Below are 17,931 nucleotides of genomic sequence, written 5' to 3' on the forward strand. Positions count from 1 at the left end.
CCCAGGCTGACGCCCTCGGGGGTGGTGGTCACCGGTCGACGCCTCCCATCACGGGGTCGATGGACGCGACGGCGACGATGACGTCGGCGACCTGGCCGCCCTCGCACATCGCCGCCATGGCCTGCAGATTGGTGAAGGACGGGTCCCGGAAGTGGACCCGGAAGGGGCGGGTGCCGCCGTCGGAGACGACGTGCACCCCGAGTTCGCCCTTGGGCGACTCGACCGCCGCGTACGCCTGTCCCGGCGGGACGCGGAAGCCCTCGGTCACCAGCTTGAAGTGGTGGATCAGGGCCTCCATGGAGGTGCCCATGATCTTCTTGATGTGGTCCAGGGAGTTGCCGAGTCCGTCCGGCCCCAGGGCGAGCTGGGCGGGCCAGGCGATCTTCTTGTCGCCGACCATGACGGGGCCGGGCTGCAGCCGGTCCAGGCACTGCTCGACGATCCGGAGGGACTGGCGCATCTCCTCCAGCCGGATCAGGAAGCGGCCGTAGGAGTCGCAGGTGTCGGCGGTCGGGACGTCGAAGTCGTACGTCTCGTACCCGCAGTACGGCTGCGCCTTGCGCAGGTCGTGCGGGAGGCCGGCGGAGCGCAGGATCGGGCCGGTCGCGCCGAGGGCCATGCAGCCGGACAGGTCGAGGTGGCCGATGTCCTGCATCCGGGCCTTGAAGATGGGGTTCCCGGTGGCGAGCTTGTCGTACTCGGGGAGGTTCTTCTCCATCTTCTTCACGAACTCGCGGATCTGGTCCACCGCGCCGGGCGGCAGGTCCTGGGCGAGTCCGCCGGGCCGGATGTACGCGTGGTTCATGCGCAGGCCGGTGATCAGCTCGTAGATGTCGAGAATGAGTTCACGATCACGGAAGCCGTAGATCATGATCGTGGTGGCGCCCAGCTCCATGCCGCCGGTGGCGATGCACACCAGGTGGGAGGAGAGCCGGTTCAGCTCCATCAGGAGCACGCGGATGATCGAGGCGCGGTCGGGGATCTCGTCCTCGATGCCGAGGAGCTTCTCGACCGCGAGGCAGTACGCCGTCTCGTTGAAGAACGGCGTCAGGTAGTCCATGCGCGTCACGAACGTGGTGCCCTGGGTCCACGTGCGGTATTCGAGGTTCTTCTCGATGCCGGTGTGGAGGTAGCCGATGCCGCAGCGGGCCTCGGTGACGGTCTCGCCGTCGATCTCCAGGATCAGCCGGAGCACCCCGTGGGTGGAGGGGTGCTGGGGACCCATGTTGACGATGATGCGTTCGTCGTCGGACCGGGCCGCGGTCTGGGCGACCTCGTCCCAGTCGCCGCCGGTGACCGTGTAGACGGTGCCCTCGGTGGTCTCGCGCGCCGAGGCGGCGGACTCCGCCGATGCGTGCTGCGTGCTCATGAGTACGACCTCCGCTGGTCCGGAGCCGGGATCTGGGCGCCCTTGTACTCGACGGGGATGCCGCCGAGGGGGTAGTCCTTGCGCTGCGGGAAGCCCTGCCAGTCGTCCGGCATCATGATCCGCGTCAGCGCGGGGTGGCCGTCGAAGACGATGCCGAAGAAGTCGTACGTCTCGCGCTCGTGCCAGTCATTGGTGGGATAGACGGGGACGAGCGACGGGATGTGCGGGTCGGCGTCGGGGGCGGAGACCTCCAGGCGGATCAGCCGGTTGTGGGTGATCGAGCGCAGGTGGTAGACGGCGTGCAGCTCGCGGCCCTTGTCGCCGGGGTAGTGGACGCCGGAGACGCCGGTGCACAGTTCGAAGCGCAGGGCCGGGTCGTCGCGCAGGGTCCGGGCGACGGTCGGCAGGTGCTCGCGCTCGATGTGGAAGGTGATCTCGCCGCGGTCGACGACCGTCTTGTCGATCACGTTCTCCGGGACCAGGCCCTGTTCCTCCAGGGCGCCCTCCAGCTCGTCGGCGACCTCGTCGAACCAGCCGCCGTACGGGCGGTTCGCCTCACCGGGGAGCCGGACGGAGCGGACCAGGCCGCCGTAGCCGGAGGTGTCGCCGCCGTTGTTCGCGCCGAACATGCCGCGCTGGACGCGGATCTCCTCACCGCCGTCGCCGCGCTGGCCGGGGAGGTTGGAGGCGGCGAGATCCTTCTCGGGGTTCACCCCGTTCGACCCGTTCGCGTCGCTCATCGCAGCAGCCCCTTCATCTCGATGGTGGGGAGCGCCTTGAGTGCCGCTTCCTCCGCCTCGCGGGCCGCTTCCTCGGCGTTCACGCCCAGCTTGGACGTCTGGATCTTCTGGTGGAGCTTGAGGATCGCGTCCATCAGCATCTCGGGCCGCGGCGGGCAGCCCGGCAGGTAGATGTCGACGGGGACGATGTGGTCGACGCCCTGGACGATCGCGTAGTTGTTGAACATGCCGCCCGACGACGCGCAGACCCCCATGGAGATCACCCACTTGGGATTGGGCATCTGGTCGTAGACCTGCCGCAGCACCGGCGCCATCTTCTGGCTGACCCGGCCGGCCACGATCATCAGGTCCGCCTGGCGCGGCGACCCCCGGAACACCTCCATTCCGAAGCGCGCCAGGTCGTAGCGTCCCGCGCCCGTGGTCATCATCTCGATGGCACAACAGGCGAGGCCGAAGGTGGCGGGGAAGACGGACGCCTTGCGTACCCAGCCCGCGGCCTGCTCGACGGTGGTCAGCAGGAAACCACTCGGCAGTTTTTCTTCGAGTCCCATGGCTTAAAGGCCCCTCAGTCCCATTCCAGGCCGCCGCGGCGCCAGACGTACGCGTAGGCGACGAAGACGGTGAGCACGAAGAGCAGCATCTCCACGAGCCCGAAAACACCCAGGGCGTCGAAGGTGACGGCCCAGGGGTAGAGGAAGACGATCTCGATGTCGAAGACGATGAAGAGCATCGCCGTCAGGTAGTACTTGATGGGGAAACGCCCTCCGCCGGCCGGCGTGGGGGTGGGCTCGATCCCGCACTCGTAAGCCTCGAGCTTGGCCCGGTTGTAGCGCTTCGGGCCGATCAGCGAGGCCATGATCACGGAGAAGATCGCAAAGCCTGCCCCGAGGGCTCCCAGTACGAGGATGGGCGCATAGGCGTTCACCGCTCCTCGCTCCTCTCAGTCGGCACTGACTGCTGGCGGATTGCGTCGGCCCTGATCACCGCCCCACCGGTCCCACGAACTCCGCCCGTCCCGACGAAGATCGCGAACATGTGAAGCAGGTCACAAGCCCAACTGCCCCGCATCCTATGCCTGCCGGTCTGTGATCTGCGACACGGGGTACAGCACCGAGTTTGTGATCTCCACCACCTGACGGTGGATCATGGAGTCGGAGGGCCGTCGATCTTCATACCGGAAGCGCCAGACTGATCACCAGAAGTGACATTTTCGTTCGTTACCGCTGGTCACGAGGGTCGTCTCCATATCAAGAGATTTCCGCTGCATGCAAATTGGTGCTGGACGGGGTCGCTTGGTAGAGCGCGGCGTTCACACCCCGGAGGGAGTCCCGGGCACGGATGTGGACGCGTGCACGCGTTCACGAGCGCCGGGGGCGGACGCCCTGCGCGCGGGACGCCGCGTCGGCGGTGACAGTTCTGTGACCTGTGCCACATCACGGCGAGATCAAATCAACGAGCCTTGGCCACTCGCTGCGATCGATGGTAAGCGCAGGGCAATTCGGACGTATTCACGAAAGTGCATGATCACAGGCATGATGGCCGGTGTCCGCTATGCCCGTTACGGCGTCAATAAAGAGTGACGCACAGGGAATTTGGGGCCTCCGTTGAACAACTGTGGCGCAGCACACGTTTCTTGAAGGTATGGAGGAGTCGCTGGTACCGCTTGTACCCATGTCCCACACCGCTCACATACGCAGCCACCGGAAACCCCGCCGCAACGCGTCCTCGATCGCGATGCGCGCCGGAGTCGCCGGTGGCGTTCTCAGCACCGTGGCAGTGGCCGGCGCGTCCACGTCGGCTTTCGCGGCGGAGCCGGTGACGCAGACGCTCGAACTGCCCACCCTCACGGCCGACCTGGCCACGCAGGCGGCGCAGTCCGCGGACGCCACGCAGGCGATGGCGGCCGACTACCAGCTGCAGGCCGAGCGTGACACGGCCGCCGAACAGGCTGCCAAGCAGGCCGAGAAGGACCTGGTCAAGGCGAAGAAGGAAGAGGCCCGCAAGAAGGCCGCCGCCGAGGCCGAGCGCAAGGCCGAGGCCGAGCGTGCCGCGCGCGACAGCGAGCGGACCACCCTGACGACCAACTCGTCGACCACCACCACGACGACGACGGCGCCCGCCAGTGGCAGCGTCGGCACGGTCATCGCCTTCCTCAAGGCGCAGCTCGGCGACGCCTACGTCATGGGCGCCACCGGGCCCAACGCGTGGGACTGCTCCTCGCTGGTGCAGGCCGCCTTCAAGCAGGTCGGCGTGTCCCTTCCCCGGGTCTCGCAGGACCAGTCGATGCAGGGCACCGAGGTCTCGCTGTCCAACCTGCAGGTCGGCGACATCCTGTACTGGGGCGCCAAGGGCTCCGCGTACCACGTGGGCGTCTACATCGGGAACGGCCAGTACCTGGACGCGGCGAACCCCTCCAAGGGCGTCGTCATCCAGGACCTCTCCGGCTACCCGGCCACGGGCGCGGTGCGCGTGCTCTGAGGCACCGCCCGCACGCGGTCGCCCCGACGTTTTTCGAGAGGGCCGCTCCCCCCGAGGGGAAGCGGCCCTCCGGGCTGCCCTCGGAAAGGCCCCAGGAGCCCCACAGGGCCGCCGCCGCCCCGCACGGGAGTACGGGACGGCTCCCGCCGCCACGGGGCCCTCTCGTCGCGCCTGACGGGTTCCCGCGTCCGGGGCCGGTACACCTCCGCACGCGCGTGTACGTGACCGGGCGCCGGCCGACGGGTGACACCGTCCCGACCGGGGTGCTCCGGGACGGCCCGGCACACCCCGGTCGGGACGGACCGGGCGTCACGCCTTCGGGGCCACCTTGCTCAGGCCGTTGATGATGCGGTCCATCGCGTCACCGCCGGTGGGGTCGGTGAGGTTGGCCAGCATCTTCAGGGTGAACTTCATCAGCAGCGGGTGGGTGAGACCCCGCTGCGTCGCGAGCTTCATGATCTTCGGGTTGCCGATGAGCTTCACGAAGGCGCGGCCCATAGTGTAGTAGCCGCCGAAGGTGTCCTTGAGGACCTGCGGGTAGCGCTGCAGGGCGAGTTCGCGCTGCCCGGGGGTGGCACGGGCGTGGGCCTGCACGATGACGTCGGCGGCGATCTGCCCCGACTCCATGGCGTAGGCGATGCCCTCGCCGTTGAACGGGTTCACCATGCCCCCGGCGTCGCCGACCAGCAGCAGGCCCTTGGTGTAGTGGGGCTGGCGGTTGAAGGCCATCGGGAGGGCGGCGCCGCGGATGGGCCCGGTCATGTTGTCGGGGGTGTAGCCCCACTCCTCGGGCATGGACGCGCACCACGCCTTCAGCACGTCGCGCCAGTCCAGCTCCTTGAAGGCGGCGGAGGTGTTGAGGACGCCCAGACCGACGTTGGACGTGCCGTCGCCCATGCCGAAGATCCAGCCGTAACCGGGCAGGAGACGGTCCTCGCCCGGCCCGCGCTTGTCCCACAGTTCCAGCCAGGACTCCAGGTAGTCGTCGTCGTGGCGCGGGGAGGTGAAGTACGTGCGGACGGCGACGCCCATCGGGCGGTCCTCGCGGCGGTGCAGGCCCATCGCGAGGGAGAGGCGGGTGGAGTTGCCGTCGGCCGCGACCACCAGGGGGGCGTGGAAGGTGACTTCCCGCTTCTCCTCGCCGAGCTTGGCGTGCACGCCGGTGATCCGGCCGGTGCGGTCGTCGATGACCGGTGCGCCCACGTTGCAGCGCTCGTACAGCCGGGCGCCCGCCTTCTGCGCCTGGCGGGCGAGCTGCTCGTCGAAGTCGTCGCGCTTGCGGACCAGTCCGTAGTCCGGGTAGGAGGCGAGATCCGGCCAGTCGAGCTGGAGGCGGACGCCGCCGCCGATGATCCGCAGACCCTTGTTGCGGAGCCAGCCGGCCTCCTCGGAGATGTCGATGCCCATCGACACCAGCTGCTTGGTGGCGCGCGGGGTGAGGCCGTCGCCGCAGACCTTCTCCCTCGGGAAGCTGGTCTTCTCCAGCAGCAGTACGTCCAGGCCGGCCTTGGCCAGGTAGTACGCGGTGGTGGAACCGGCTGGCCCGGCCCCGACGACGATCACATCGGCGGTGTGTTCGGTAAGGGGCTGGGGCTCGGTCACGACGGGTTCTCCCCAAGAAGTAGACGGTGCGGAGCGAAGCCTGCCGGCCGCCGGCGGAACCGGACGGCCGGAAAACATGTGCCGACCGGGGTCGGACATGGGCAGTCTATTCAGCGGTACCGATCATCGGCTGAAGGGCTGCCCCTGTGAACCGAGCTCTGCCCGACGTACGGCTGCGCGTCCCCACCGACGAGGACGCCTTGGCCTGGCACCGGATCTTCGACGATCCCGAGGTCATGGAGTTCCACGGCGGCCGTGGCGCCGAGCTGTCCGTCTACGAGGAGCTCACCGCGCGCCAGCGCCGCCATGACGCCGAACACGGCTTCTGCCTGTGGACGATGCTCGACGAGGAGGGCCGGGCCATCGGCTTCACCGGCGCCCAGCCGTGGCCCCGGGAGTGGGGCCCGACCGGGGAGATAGAGATCGGCTGGCGGCTCGCGCGGGGCCACTGGGGCAAGGGGTATGTGACCGCCGCCGCCACGCAGACCCTGGAGCGGGTGCGCGCGGCGGGCGTCGGCAGCGTCGTCGCGATGGTCAACGCCCGCAACGAGCGGTCGATAGCGGTGACCCGGCGGCTGGGCATGGAGCTGGCGGAGACGTACACGACACCGGTCACCCGGCAGGAGGGGCACTGCTACCGGCTGGCGTTGTGAGGGGAGCCGTCTGAGGGGCTCCCTGTTCGGGATTTCGTCAACTCGTCACCCAGCGTAGCGATTTACCACGGATTGCCACGCAGCGCTTCCGGTCGGGCCCGCTCGGCGGCTACTCTGCCGGTACCGCTGGGGGTGAACATCTGTGCGCATAACACCCAAGTCATTCGAAGTGCGTGTGCCACGGTTCGTCGGCCTGATGGCCGTGGACGCGCGCGAGACGGCCGAGGCGGACGGGCTGACCCTCGTCGCGCCCGACCGGCCCGACCTCCGACTCGCCGCCGTGGACCACGTCGTACGGCAGTACCCGCCGCCGGGCGTGAAGGTGCCGCGCGGGGCCGCGGTGACCGTGTGGTTCGAGTCGGGCGACGACGGCGGCGGGGTGCGCGAACCCCGGCACGGCGGGCCGCCGCCGGGGTTGCGCAGGGCGCTGGACGAGCCGGGGGACCCCTTCGCGGCACGTCGGTAGCCCGGCGTGCGCCTCCGGGGCCCGGGGCGGCCCCCGCGCCCCCGCAGGGCGCGGGTCGCCGCCACTTCCCTCCGGGCCCCTCCACCTCTGCGCTACCTCTGCCAGAGCAGGATCGCCGCCGCCCCTCCCCCGCCGATCACGAGGGCCGCGACGATCGTGACGATCCAGACGAGCGCCCGGCCGCGGGGCCCGGCCGGGGCCGCGGGCGGCTGCTGGTACCGGTGGCCGAGTTCGACGAGCGGCGGCTCGTACGCCGCCGCGACCGGGGCCGTGACCTGGGTCGAGGCCGGCACGGAGGGCTGGTGCGGGACCCCGGGGACCGTCGGACCGCCGCCGGGCACGGCCGGGACCGGCGGGGCGGGGACCGCCGTGCGCGCTCCCGTCATCCGGAGCAGATGGGGCGCGAGGAAGGCCGCGCCGAAGACCCACAGGAGACCGAACAACAGCGCCTCGGCGAGATCGAGACCCACGTCCACCTGGCCCGCGGCCGAGAACTCGCTGCTGAACTCCGCCCTGGCGGAACCGGACGCCTCCATGCCGAAGCCGCTGACCCCGGCGAGCAGGAGGAACAGCCCGAAGAAGACACCGGCGGCGAGGAGTTGCTCGCCGCGCCCCGAGGAGCGGCGGGCCGCGACGATCCCGAGGGTCAGGGCGCAGACCGCGCCCAGCGTCAACGCGCCCACGACCGCCCAGGAGTTCACGACGTCACCCAGTTCGGAGAGCCCGAACGCCCGGTGCTCGTAGCCACCGCCGTAGGGGCTCGACTCGGCGAATCCGTAGTCCCCGGAGGAGTCGCCGTCGTACGACGAGCCGCCCCCGAGACCCGTACGGCCCGCCTCGCCCTGGACGGACGCACCCCAGGAGAGCCCGAGGAGGTGGACGGCGAGATTGGGCAGGACGAGCAGGACGAGCAGGAGCGGGCTGAGGTCCTCGTCCCATTCGGCCTGCCACTCGTCGTTCGCCGCGAGGACGACGAACGCGACGAGCGAGCAGAGGGCGAGGACGATCCCCATGGCCCGTACGGCCGTTCCGGTCGCCCGGAACAGGGCCCGGGCGCCGGGGCGGACGGCCAGCCAGGCCGCCAGGTCGTCGCGCTGCAGCAGACCGACGCAGACGGCGGCGGTGAGCAGCAGCGCGCCGAGGGTCGCGCGCCAGACCGACGTCGAGACCTCGACGACCGCGATCTCGGGCTGCCCGAACAGGGCGAGCACGAGAACGGCGGCCGTCACCAGCACCGTGACCCGCACGGCCGCTTCGAGCCCGGCGGTACGGCCGCCGGCGGGCGCCGCCCCGGGCACCCCGGCGTACGTGCCGCCGTACCCGCCGGGGTACGTGCCGCCGCCCGGCACACCCCCATAAGCGCTCCCGTACGCGCTCCCGTGAGCGCTCGCGTACGCGCCTCCGTACGCGCCCCGGGTCGCCAGCCGCGTGCGGAGCAGCCGTACGCCGATGCAGAGGGCCCCGACGAAGAGGGCGGTGACCGTGAGCGGGACCAGGGACACGGCGAGGGCGCCCTCGGTGGAGGGGTAGTCGCCCGCGTAGTCGCCGCCGCCGGACTCGGAGATGGTGAAGCCGCCGCCGAGGCCCTGGAGGAGGCCGGCGAGGGCGAGGGCGAGACGGTCGCCGAAGCCGACGAAGTCCTCCTCGCCCCCGCCGTCGCCCTGGCCGTACGACGGGACGGCCAGGGCGACGGCCGTGACCAGGAGAAGCCCGACCGGCCAGAGCGCGGCCAGGGCCGAACCTGCCCAGTCGCCCCGGAAGGCCCGGCCGAGGAAGGCGCCGAGGGGCGAGGGTCGGGCGGGGACGGGGGCGTACTCGGGCGGAGGCGGAGGCGGTGGCGGGCCGAGCGGTGGGGCGCCCGGCGGAACCGAGGGCGGCCCCGCCGTCGGAGGGACCACCGGGGGAACCGTCGGAGGAACCGTCGGCGGGGCGGCCGGTGGGGCCGGAGTCGCGCCGCTGCCCGTGCCGGGCGCCGCCGCCGGGACCGGAGGGCGTTCCCGGCCGCACGTCATGCAGAAGCGCGCCTCGTCGGGGCCGGGTGTTCCGCAGTGCGGGCAGTAGGACGTCATGGAACGCTCCGTCATCCAGAGAACTCGGGCCGTGATGCGCCGTGGTCGGGAAAGCGCCGGTGCGTCGGGGGACATCACCGGCGCGTGCCGACGTATCAACGGACGGTAGTTTCTGTTGACCGGTTCCCGTCAACAGGATTCCCTCGCGGGCATCCCTCGTACGGGTGAAACGGGAGTGCGGCGGGCGCCCCGCGGCCCTAGGAGAGGGCCTTGAACCCCCGGTGCAGCGCGACGATCCCGCCCGACAGATTGCGCCACGCCACCTTGTCCCAGCCGGCCTTGAGGAGCCGCTCGGCGAGGCCCGCCTGGTCGGGCCAGGCACGGATGGACTCGGCGAGGTAGACGTACGCGTCCGGGTTGGAGGACACCGCGCGGGCGACCGGCGGCAGCGCGCGCATCAGGTACTCGGTGTAGACGGTCCGGAACGGTGTCCAGGTCGGGTGGGAGAACTCGCAGATCACGACGCGCCCGCCGGGCTTGGTCACCCGGTGCAGCTCGCGCAGCGCGGTGTCGGTGTCCTGCACGTTCCGCAGGCCGAAGGAGATCGTCACCGCGTCGAAGGTGTCGTCCTTGAACGGCAGTTTCGTGGCGTCGCCCGCGGTGAACGGCAGCCAGGGGGTGCGTTCCTTGCCGACCCGGAGCATGCCGAGGGAGAAGTCGCACGGGACCACGTACGCGCCGGTCCGTGCGAAGGGCTGGGACGAGGTGCCCGTGCCGGCCGCGAGGTCCAGGATCTTCTGGGCGGGGCGGGCGTCGACCGCCTGCGCGACCTCCTTGCGCCAGCGCCGGTCCTGTCCGAGGGACAGCACGTCGTTGGTCAGGTCGTACCGTTTCGCCACGCGGTCGAACATCGAGGCGACTTCGTGCGGCTGCTTGTCCAGAGATGCGCGGGTCACGGGCCCCATTGTGGCAGTACGGCCCGGACTCCCCCGCGGCACCCGGCCCTGTCGCGCGCTGACGGGGGCCGGGATTTTCACCGACGGACCTATCCCGCTTTCTTCCGGACGGCGAGCGGTCATGGGTCGGGCAATTCCCGACTTCTCCCGCGGGATTCCGGAAGGAGACGCCTCGGCCCGTCCGCTTTCCCGGAGAATCCATGAACGACTGCGAAGCACGAGAGGTTTGCTTTCAGGGCCGGGCACGCCACCGGTAAGGCCGTGTTTGCCCTACTGGAAAACCCTTTGCCGGTCACCGTTCCGTGACCTGGCTTCGGTTCCGCAATTCCGCGGAAGCACGGTTGCAGCGCGGCCGGGTGTGCTTCATTTCCCTCGTGAGTACCGTGAGGAATTCCCTGGGAACCGCCGCCGGACTGCTCTGTCTGGCGGTCCTGGCCTGCGCGGGCTGCACCGCGAGCACCGACGGCTCCCGGTCCGCACGCGGGGGCCCTGCCGGTTCGGCCACGGGCCCGTCGGCCCCAGGGCCGGTCACGGAGTACGCCCCGTACGTGAGCGCCACCGACGCCTCACGCCTCGACGACGCCGGGTCGGCCGCCGCCTACCACCTGGCGTTCGTGATCGCCGACGGCCACGCGTGCACGCCCGCGTGGAACGGCACGAAGGCCGTCGACGACCCGGCGGTCAGGTCCCGGATCACGGCGCTCACCGCCTCCGGGGCCTCGGCGCGGGTCTCCTTCGGCGGCGCCTCGGGGCCGGAGCTGGCCGAGGTCTGCGACAGCGCGCCCGAGCTGGCCGCGGCGTACGGCGCGGCCCTGGACGCGGCCGGGTCGACCGCGGCGGACTTCGACGTCGAGGGCGACGCGCTGCGGGACACCGCCTCCGTCGACCTGCGCTCCGAGGCGATCGCGCTGCTCCAGCGGGACCGCCCCGGCCTCTCCGTCACCTTCACCCTCCCCGTCATGCCGTCCGGCCTCGACGACCACGGCATGGCCCTGCTCGACTCGGCCGCCGCCGAGGACGTGGAGGTCACCACGGTCAACATCATGACGATGAACTACGCCCGTTCGTACGACGGTGACATGGGCGACTACGCGCAGCGGGCGGCCGAGTCGGCGCACCGGCAGCTGCGCGCGGTCCTCGGCATGAGCGAGTCGACGGCGTGGAGGGCGCTGGCGCTGACCCCGATGCCGGGCGTCAACGACGTCGACAACGAGACGTTCACCCTGGAGGACGCGGCGCAGGTACGGGAGTTCGCGGAGGAGAAGGGAGTGGCCTGGGTGTCGATGTGGGCGACGTTCCGCGATCGGGAGTGCGGGGGCGCGGCACGTGACGCGCTGGTCGACTGCAGTGGGGTCGACCAGGAGGACGGGGCGTTCGGGAAGGCGTTCTCCCCGCGCCCCTGACGGCGGGAACGGAGCTGCCCGTCACCGGCTCAGCGGCTCACCGGCTCAGCGGCTCAGCGGCTCAGCGGCGGCGGTGGACCAGGCGCCCCGCGCACACCGTGGCCACGCAGGCGCCGGAGTCGTCGAAGGCCACCAGGTCCGCGCGGCCCAGTTCGACGATCGCCGGGGCGTGCGGGCGGGGCAGTACGGCCAGGTGGTTGCGCTCGGCGGCCGCACGGAGTTCCGGGGTGCCGGCGTGCTGGTCCAGGACCGCCGTCGCGCCCGACTTCAGTACCTCGTGGATGCGTTCGCGGGGCGACGGGGCCTGCGGGAGCGGGCCCTCGTGCACCCGGCCGGGCCCGAGGACACCGGGCCACCGCCGCACCCGGGCGTCCGGGAACCGCTGCCGGACGGCGTCCGCCGCCCCCACGGCCCGGACCACGGCGCCGTCCACCACGACGGCGCCGTCCTTGATCGGCTCCGGGTCGTCCCAGGTGCGCCGCACCTCGTCGGCGGCGTGAATCGTCAGCACAGGAGCCCTAGTTGGCGTTGAGCAGCTTCAGCTCGGGGTGGGCCGTGCCGCCCTCGATGGCCGTGGAGGAGATGTGGGACATGACGCGCTCGTCGACCGGGTCGTTCGCCGGGTCCTCGTGGACCACGATGTGCTCGTAGGTCGTGGTCCGCTGGGCCGGGACGCGGCCTGCCTTGCGGATCAGGTCGATGATCTCCATGCGGTTGGAGCGGTGCTTGGCACCGGCGGAGGAGACCACGTTCTCCTCCAGCATGATCGAACCGAGGTCGTCCGCCCCGTAGTGCAGGGAGAGCTGGCCGACCTCCTTGCCGGTGGTGAGCCAGGAGCCCTGGATGTGGGCGACGTTGTCCATGAACAGCCGGGCGATGGCGATCATGCGCAGGTACTCGAAGAGCGTGGCCTGCGTACGGCCCTTGAGGTGGTTGTTCTCGGGCTGGTAGGTGTACGGGATGAAGGCCCGGAAGCCGCCCGTCCGGTCCTGTACGTCTCGGATCATCCGCAGGTGCTCGATGCGCTCGGCGTTGGTCTCGCCGGTGCCCATGAGCATCGTGGACGTGGACTCGACGCCCAGCTTGTGTGCGATCTCCATGATCTCCAGCCAGCGCTCGCCGCTCTCCTTCAGCGGGGCGATGGCCTTGCGGGGACGCTCGGGAAGCAGTTCCGCGCCGGCGCCGGCGAAGGAGTCGAGACCGGCCGCGTGGATCCGCGTGATCGCCTCCTCCACGCCGACCTTCGAGATCCGGGCCATGTGCTCGACCTCGGACGCGCCGAGGGAGTGGATGACCAGCTGCGGGAAGGCCTTCTTGATGGCGGCGAAGTGCGTCTCGTAGTACTCCACCCCGTAGTCCGGGTGGTGTCCGCCCTGGAACATGATCTGGGTGCCGCCCAGCTCGACGGTCTCCGCGCAGCGGCGCAGGATGTCGTCGAGGTCGCGCGTCCAGCCCTTGTCCTTGGCCTTCGGCGGGGCGTAGAACGCACAGAACTTGCACGCCGTCACGCAGACGTTCGTGTAGTTGATGTTCCGCTCGATGATGTACGTCGCGATGTGCTCCGTGCCCGCGTACCGCCGTCGGCGGACGGCGTCGGCGGCGGCGCCCAGCGCGTGCAGCGGGGCGTCGCGGTAGAGGTCGAGCGCCTCCTCTGGCGTGATCCGCCCGCCCACGGCGGCACGGTCGAGAACGGACTGGAGGTCGGCCTTCTCGGTCACCGGGAGCGTCCCTTTCGTAAGGGTTGAACAGACCAAGCCAGCCTACGCCAGGGCCGGGCCTCACCCGACGTCAGCCCGTCCGCCTGTGGACGACCCGGGAACGGGGGCCCGTTCAGGCCGCGTACGCCTCCAGCAGGAGCGCGACGTACACCCCGGCGATCATGAACGGCCCCAGCGCCACCAGCTGCCCGCGCACCGCACGGCCCCGGACCGCCACGACCACGGTGAACGCGCTGCCGATGAGCGCGCCGGCGAACGTGCCCAGGTACAGCGCGCCCCAGCCGTACCAGCCGAGGACGGCGCCGAGGCCCACGGCCAGTTTCACGTCGCCGAAGCCGAGGGCGACGGGTCGGATGAGGAAGAAGAGGAAGTAGAAGCCGCCGAGGGCGAGGGCGCCGTAGGCCGCCGTCCGCCACTCCCCCGCGTGCTCGGGGACGAACGCGGCCCCGCCCAGCAGGGTGAGCGCCAGGCCCGCGAAGGGGAGGGTGAGGGGGTCGGGGAGGCGTTGCGCGCCGAGGTCCACGAGGGCGAGCAGGACGCCCAGGGGCGCGAGGAGCAGCCATACGGCGAGTTCGGGGCGGAGGCCGGTGGCGAGGGCGAGGGAGGCGCAGACGAGGGCGGTCAGGGTCGCGACGGCGGGGGTGCGGGGGCCGTAGGCGCAGGTGGGGGGTCGGGGTGTCGCGGGTGGTGCGGTGGGGGTGACTGCGGCGGTGGGGACGGTGGTGCAGCGTGCGGGGCCCAGCCAGCCGCCGGCCGGGCCGGTGAGGGGGTGACCGGCGGGGCATGCGTGGTGCCAGGGGGTGTCCTCGTCGGCCGTGAAGCGGTAGGCGGGGCGGGGGAGCAGGGTGCCCGCGGCCGCGCCCCAGAGGGTGGCGGCCAGGGTGAGTGCGATCAGCCAGGGGTCCGGATCCACGGGGGCAGCCTATGAGGGGGCGGGGTGGGGGTGAACCGGGGTGTTCTCGCCGTGTTGTCGCCCCCGCCGCCCTTACCCGTCCCATCCTCCAGGGGCTGCGCCCCTTCGACCCCCATACGTCCGCCCGGTGGGGGCTGGTCGCGCAGTTCCCCGCGCCCCTGGACGGCAGGGGCTACGCCCTCTGCCGTCCAGGGGCGCGGACTGCCTTACTCCACCTTCGCCAGGCGGGCCGTCGGTCTGCCCGCGTCCGCGTTGGTCGAGGTGTAGTCGAGTTCCTTGCCGACCGGGGTGAGGGTGATCTCGTGGGTGTTCGTCGTGCAGGTGCCGGGGTTGTTCTCGGTGTCGGCGATGCTCGTGGCGACGATGTTCTTCTCGGTGACCTTCTTGAGCACGAGCTTGTCGTCGCAGGTGCCGCCGAGGAGGTCGACGGAGCGGAACGTGCCCAACGTCCCGCCCACCGCGGCCTGTTCGAGGGTGACGGTGAAGGTGCCGGCGGGGAGGCTACCGGAGAGGGCGTAGCCGTCGCCCTCCCAGGTGCCCAGATACTTCCTGGGCAGCTCGCCGGTTGCGTCCCCCGGCGCCTCCGTGTCCCGGCCGCTGCCGCTCGGACTGGCCTCGGCCGACGGCACCTTGCCCGCCGCGTCGCCCTTCTCCTCCCGGTTCCACAGCGTCCCGGGCCCGACCAGCATGCCCACGCCCACCAGCGCGAAGACTCCCGCGATCGCCAGGGCGACCGAGCAACTCACCCTCCGGCCGCGCCCGTTCGCGGCGGCCGTGGACGTGGCCGCCACGCTCACCGACAGCTTGCCGGGCACCGGGGGCACCGCGTCCGCCACCGCCCCTTCGGTCCGCTGCCCCGGCACATACGTCTCGGGCGAAGCGGGTGCCGCCTGCGACACCTGCGCCACCGGTGATGCCTGTGCCGACATCACCGGTGGCGGACCGAACACCCCGCTCGCGGCGGGCCCGTCACCGGTCGGGCCCCCCGCCACCGACGGGCTGCTGAACCCCACCGGCCCGGACGGGACGTCCGCCGCCGCCTCCAGGTTCAGCACCTGGACGGCGCTGCGGCCGACCTGTTCCACCAGCGGCCCCGGCAGCCAGCCCGCCGACACCAGACGGGCCGCGCCCTCGGGGGCCAGGGTGCGGGCGATCTCGTCGGGGCCCGGGCGGCCGGTGGGGTCCTTGGCCAGACAGCGCTCGACCAGGTCCCGCAGGTCACCCTCCAGACCGTCCAGCAGCGGCGGTTCGTGGACGACCTTGTAGAGGAGGGCGGCGGAGGAGTCGCCGGGGAAGGGGGACTGCCCGGTCGCGGCGTACGCGAGGACCGCGCCCAGGGAGAAGACGTCCGCCGCGCCGGTGATGCCCTTGCCGAGGATCTGTTCGGGGGACATGTAGCCGGGGGAGCCGATGGACACGCCCGTGGAGGTGAGCGAGGCCGTGCCGTCCGTGGCGCGGGCGATGCCGAAGTCGATGAGGAGGGGGCCGTCCACCGTGAGCAGGACGTTCGAGGGCTTCACGTCACGGTGGACCAGGCCCAGCGCGTGCACCGCCGAGAGCGCCTCCGCCAGGCCCGCGCCCAGGACCCGTACCGAGTGCGGCGGCAGGTGCCCGCCGTCCGCGATCGCCGCCGCGAGGGAGGGGCCGGCCGCGTAGCCCGTCGCCACCCAGGGGACGGACGCCTCCGGGTCCGCGTCGAGCACCGGGGCCGTCCAGGAGCCGCCCACGCGGCGGGCCGCGTCGACCTCGCGCCGGAACCGCGCGCGGAACTCCTCGTCCAGGGCGAAGTGCGGATGCACGATCTTGACGGCGACGGTACGGCCGCCCGCGCTGCGCCCCAGATAGACACGGCCCATCCCGCCGGACCCGAGCCGGCCCAGCAGCCGGTAGGGCCCCACGACCGTGGGCTCGCCGGCATCGAGCGGTTGCATGGGCGGCACCTCCCCCGTACGTCTCTCGCGCGCCACCCCGTGGGTTCCCCCGTACGAACTCGTCCCGGCGCACGACTCCCCAGCAGCGTAGTGCCGTACGCCCGAAGGGGAATGCGGGCCGCGGCGGCCGGTCCGCGGGAGATGCCATGGACCGTGGAATTCGTCAAACGAAATTCCCGTAACTTCACCGGGAACTCCGGGGGAAATGTTCAGGAAAGCAGGTCGACCTTCACGTCCGCCGGAAATCCCGTGGTGGGACCGACCCGCCGCGCGAACTCGGCGACCGCGCTCAGCTGGGGCTCGCCGAAGCGGAAGTCCAGGGTGGTGAAGTACCGCTCCAGGACCCGCTCGTCGAAGGACTCCCAGCGGGCGGCCTGCTCGGCGACCTTCGCCACCTCGGTCAGGGACAGGTCGCGGGAGGCGAGGAACGCCTCGTGCACCTTGCGGGTGACCTCGGGCTCCCGCTCCAGGTAGTCCCGCCGCGCCGCCCACACCGCGAAGACGAACGGCAGCCCCGTCCACGCCTTCCACATGGCACCCAGGTCGTGCACCTCCAGGCCGAAGTTCGGCGCGTCGAGGAGATTGGCCCGCAGCGCCGCGTCCCCGATCAGCACCGCCGCCTCCGCCTCCTGCATCATCAGCGGGAGGTCGGGCGGGCAGGTGTAGTACGACGGCCGCACGCCGACGCTCTCGGCCAGCAGCAGCTGCGCCAGGCGTACGGAGGTGCGCGAGGTGGAGCCCAGTGCGACGCGTGCGCCGTCCAGGCGGTCCAGGGGTACCTGGGAGACGATGACGCAGGACATCACCGGCCCGTCGCAGCCGACGGCGATGTCGGGGAAGGCGACCAGGTCGTCCGCGTTGCGCAGGAACTCCACGAGCGTGATGGGCCCGATGTCGAGGTCGCCACGCACCAGCTGCTCGCTGAGCTTCTCGGGGGTGTCCTTGGTCAGCTCGAAGTCGAGGAGCGTGCCCGTTCTCGCGAGCCCCCAGTACAGAGGCAGGCAGTTCAGGAACTGGATGTGGCCGACGCGCGGCCGGTTGCGAGAATTGTCCACATCGCGAGGCTAGCCCTCATGGGGTACGGTGCGGGCTCCGGGGGCCCGGAGGCGCTCCCGACACCGGACGCCCTTCACGTGTCAATGCTTTCGGCGGCGTGTCGCCGGTGGGGCCGGTGGTACGGAAGAGGCGATGCGTCAACCCCCGAGTCGCACCGATCAAACATCCGGGTGACGTGATCTTGCCCTCTATTGCATTCCCCTGCCCGCGTGCTAGGCTCGCCGCAAGTTGCAGTTTGGTTTCCCTTGCAGTACAGAGCCTGCGGAGCATGTAACCGCGGGCTCTCGTCTTTTCAGACGTATGCAGTTGTGCGGCATCTTGTTTTCACACTTGCAGGGTTCTGGAGCAGGGCAACCCTTTGGGCCCAAGGAGGGCTTATGGCTACCGGAACCGTGAAGTGGTTCAACGCCGAAAAGGGCTTTGGCTTCATCGCCCAGGAAGGTGGCGGCCCGGACGTCTTCGTCCACTACTCCGCCATCAACGCGAACGGCTTCCGTTCGCTGGAGGAGAACCAGCAGGTCTCCTTCGACGTGACGCAGGGCCCGAAGGGCCCGCAGGCGGAGAACGTCACGCCCGTCTGATCGAGGGATGCCCCTCTGACGACGTCTGATCGCAGTACCCAAGGAGCCCCTTGCCT

General features: G+C 71.1%; 17 protein-coding genes. 5 read left to right on the top strand and 12 right to left on the bottom strand.

Features of this window, described 5'->3' with window-relative positions; translation table 11 throughout:
* Positions 1-28: 28 nt before the first annotated feature.
* From PYR72_RS20410 to PYR72_RS20425, 4 genes are read right to left on the bottom strand one after another with little or no spacing between them, the layout of a single operon-like run.
* Complete coding sequence (locus PYR72_RS20410; protein ID WP_275456650.1) at positions 29-1,369, bottom strand: NADH-quinone oxidoreductase subunit D; 1,341 nt, start codon at positions 1,367-1,369, stop codon at positions 29-31.
* A complete protein-coding gene (locus tag PYR72_RS20415; RefSeq protein WP_013001516.1) occupies positions 1,366-2,109 on the bottom strand; it encodes an NADH-quinone oxidoreductase subunit C in 744 nt (247 codons plus the stop codon). Before PYR72_RS20415 ends, PYR72_RS20410 begins: the two co-directional genes overlap by 4 nt.
* Positions 2,106-2,660 (bottom strand): NADH-quinone oxidoreductase subunit B, encoded by a 555-nt coding sequence (locus tag PYR72_RS20420; protein ID WP_003998928.1) that lies wholly within the window; start codon positions 2,658-2,660, stop codon positions 2,106-2,108. The genes PYR72_RS20415 and PYR72_RS20420 overlap by 4 nt, the downstream gene beginning before the upstream one ends.
* A 14-nt stretch (positions 2,661-2,674) precedes the next feature.
* Positions 2,675-3,034, bottom strand: a complete 360-nt coding sequence (locus PYR72_RS20425) for an NADH-quinone oxidoreductase subunit A (protein WP_005476348.1) — start codon at positions 3,032-3,034, stop codon at positions 2,675-2,677.
* A 716-nt stretch (positions 3,035-3,750) separates the two neighbouring features.
* Between PYR72_RS20425 and PYR72_RS20430 the strand changes: the two genes are divergently transcribed.
* A complete protein-coding gene (locus tag PYR72_RS20430; protein ID WP_059083506.1) occupies positions 3,751-4,587 on the top strand; it encodes a C40 family peptidase in 837 nt (278 codons plus the stop codon).
* 309 nt (positions 4,588-4,896) lie between these two features.
* On the opposite strand, the gene PYR72_RS20435 is transcribed toward PYR72_RS20430, so the two are convergent.
* Positions 4,897-6,189, bottom strand: a complete 1,293-nt coding sequence (locus PYR72_RS20435) for a geranylgeranyl reductase family protein (RefSeq protein ID WP_013001518.1) — start codon at positions 6,187-6,189, stop codon at positions 4,897-4,899.
* A gap of 146 nt (positions 6,190-6,335) precedes the next feature.
* Here PYR72_RS20435 and PYR72_RS20440 point away from each other — a divergent pair, with 146 nt between their 5' ends.
* Together PYR72_RS20440 and PYR72_RS20445 are read left to right on the top strand one after the other, a co-directional pair.
* Positions 6,336-6,842 (top strand): GNAT family N-acetyltransferase, encoded by a 507-nt coding sequence (locus PYR72_RS20440; RefSeq protein WP_275456651.1) that lies wholly within the window; start codon positions 6,336-6,338, stop codon positions 6,840-6,842.
* Positions 6,843-7,038: 196 nt separating this feature from the next.
* Positions 7,039-7,308, top strand: a complete 270-nt coding sequence (locus PYR72_RS20445; protein WP_046773910.1) for a PASTA domain-containing protein — start codon at positions 7,039-7,041, stop codon at positions 7,306-7,308.
* A gap of 92 nt (positions 7,309-7,400) precedes the next feature.
* Here the strand turns inward: PYR72_RS20445 and PYR72_RS20450 are convergent, their stop codons facing one another.
* Together PYR72_RS20450 and PYR72_RS20455 are read right to left on the bottom strand one after the other, a co-directional pair.
* Positions 7,401-9,206 (bottom strand): zinc ribbon domain-containing protein, encoded by a 1,806-nt coding sequence (locus PYR72_RS20450; RefSeq protein ID WP_275456652.1) that lies wholly within the window; start codon positions 9,204-9,206, stop codon positions 7,401-7,403.
* Positions 9,207-9,574: 368 nt separating this feature from the next.
* The gene (locus PYR72_RS20455; protein WP_059083502.1) at positions 9,575-10,273 is read right to left on the bottom strand and encodes a demethylmenaquinone methyltransferase; all 699 of its coding nucleotides are present in this window, start codon (positions 10,271-10,273) and stop codon (positions 9,575-9,577) included.
* A 383-nt stretch (positions 10,274-10,656) separates the two neighbouring features.
* On the opposite strand from PYR72_RS20455, the gene PYR72_RS20460 reads away from it, so the two are divergent.
* The gene (locus PYR72_RS20460) at positions 10,657-11,676 is read left to right on the top strand and encodes a chitinase (protein ID WP_275460466.1); all 1,020 of its coding nucleotides are present in this window, start codon (positions 10,657-10,659) and stop codon (positions 11,674-11,676) included.
* A gap of 61 nt (positions 11,677-11,737) precedes the next feature.
* On the opposite strand, the gene PYR72_RS20465 is transcribed toward PYR72_RS20460, so the two are convergent.
* The 5 genes from PYR72_RS20465 to PYR72_RS20485 form a co-directional block, all read right to left on the bottom strand.
* On the bottom strand, positions 11,738-12,187 hold the full coding sequence (locus tag PYR72_RS20465) for a hypothetical protein (protein WP_275456653.1): 450 nt from the start codon (positions 12,185-12,187) through the stop codon (positions 11,738-11,740).
* A gap of 7 nt (positions 12,188-12,194) precedes the next feature.
* Positions 12,195-13,394, bottom strand: a complete 1,200-nt coding sequence (gene mqnC, locus PYR72_RS20470; protein WP_275456654.1) for a cyclic dehypoxanthinyl futalosine synthase — start codon at positions 13,392-13,394, stop codon at positions 12,195-12,197.
* A 112-nt stretch (positions 13,395-13,506) separates the two neighbouring features.
* On the bottom strand, positions 13,507-14,307 hold the full coding sequence (locus PYR72_RS20475) for an A24 family peptidase (protein WP_275456655.1): 801 nt from the start codon (positions 14,305-14,307) through the stop codon (positions 13,507-13,509).
* A gap of 206 nt (positions 14,308-14,513) precedes the next feature.
* Positions 14,514-16,238: a serine/threonine-protein kinase gene (locus PYR72_RS20480; RefSeq protein WP_275456656.1), complete on the bottom strand. Its 1,725-nt coding sequence runs from the start codon at positions 16,236-16,238 to the stop codon at positions 14,514-14,516.
* Positions 16,239-16,447: 209 nt separating this feature from the next.
* Positions 16,448-17,293: a menaquinone biosynthesis protein gene (locus PYR72_RS20485; protein WP_275456657.1), complete on the bottom strand. Its 846-nt coding sequence runs from the start codon at positions 17,291-17,293 to the stop codon at positions 16,448-16,450.
* Between the two features lie 378 nt (positions 17,294-17,671).
* On the opposite strand from PYR72_RS20485, the gene PYR72_RS20490 reads away from it, so the two are divergent.
* Positions 17,672-17,875 carry a cold-shock protein gene (locus PYR72_RS20490; RefSeq protein ID WP_007490911.1) on the top strand — a complete coding sequence of 68 codons (204 nt, stop codon included), beginning with the start codon at positions 17,672-17,674 and terminating at the stop codon, positions 17,873-17,875.
* Positions 17,876-17,931: the final 56 nt, after the last annotated feature.

It is taken from the genome of Streptomyces sp. VNUA24, from assembly GCF_029167005.1.
Lineage (GTDB): Bacteria > Actinomycetota > Actinomycetes > Streptomycetales > Streptomycetaceae > Streptomyces > Streptomyces scabiei.

What these genes read in the sequence shown, in the direction of transcription:
- PYR72_RS20410 (WP_275456650.1), bottom strand. Translation starts at nt 1,369, where the DNA reads ATGAGCACGCAGCACGCATCGGCGGAGTCCGCCGCCTCGGCGCGCGAG.
- PYR72_RS20415 (WP_013001516.1), bottom strand. Translation starts at nt 2,109, where the DNA reads ATGAGCGACGCGAACGGGTCGAACGGGGTGAACCCCGAGAAGGATCTC.
- PYR72_RS20420 (WP_003998928.1), bottom strand. Translation starts at nt 2,660, where the DNA reads ATGGGACTCGAAGAAAAACTGCCGAGTGGTTTCCTGCTGACCACCGTC.
- PYR72_RS20430 (WP_059083506.1), top strand. Translation starts at nt 3,751, where the DNA reads ATGGAGGAGTCGCTGGTACCGCTTGTACCCATGTCCCACACCGCTCAC.
- PYR72_RS20445 (WP_046773910.1), top strand. Translation starts at nt 7,039, where the DNA reads ATGGCCGTGGACGCGCGCGAGACGGCCGAGGCGGACGGGCTGACCCTC.
- PYR72_RS20480 (WP_275456656.1), bottom strand. Translation starts at nt 16,238, where the DNA reads ATGCAACCGCTCGATGCCGGCGAGCCCACGGTCGTGGGGCCCTACCGG.
- PYR72_RS20490 (WP_007490911.1), top strand. Translation starts at nt 17,672, where the DNA reads ATGGCTACCGGAACCGTGAAGTGGTTCAACGCCGAAAAGGGCTTTGGC.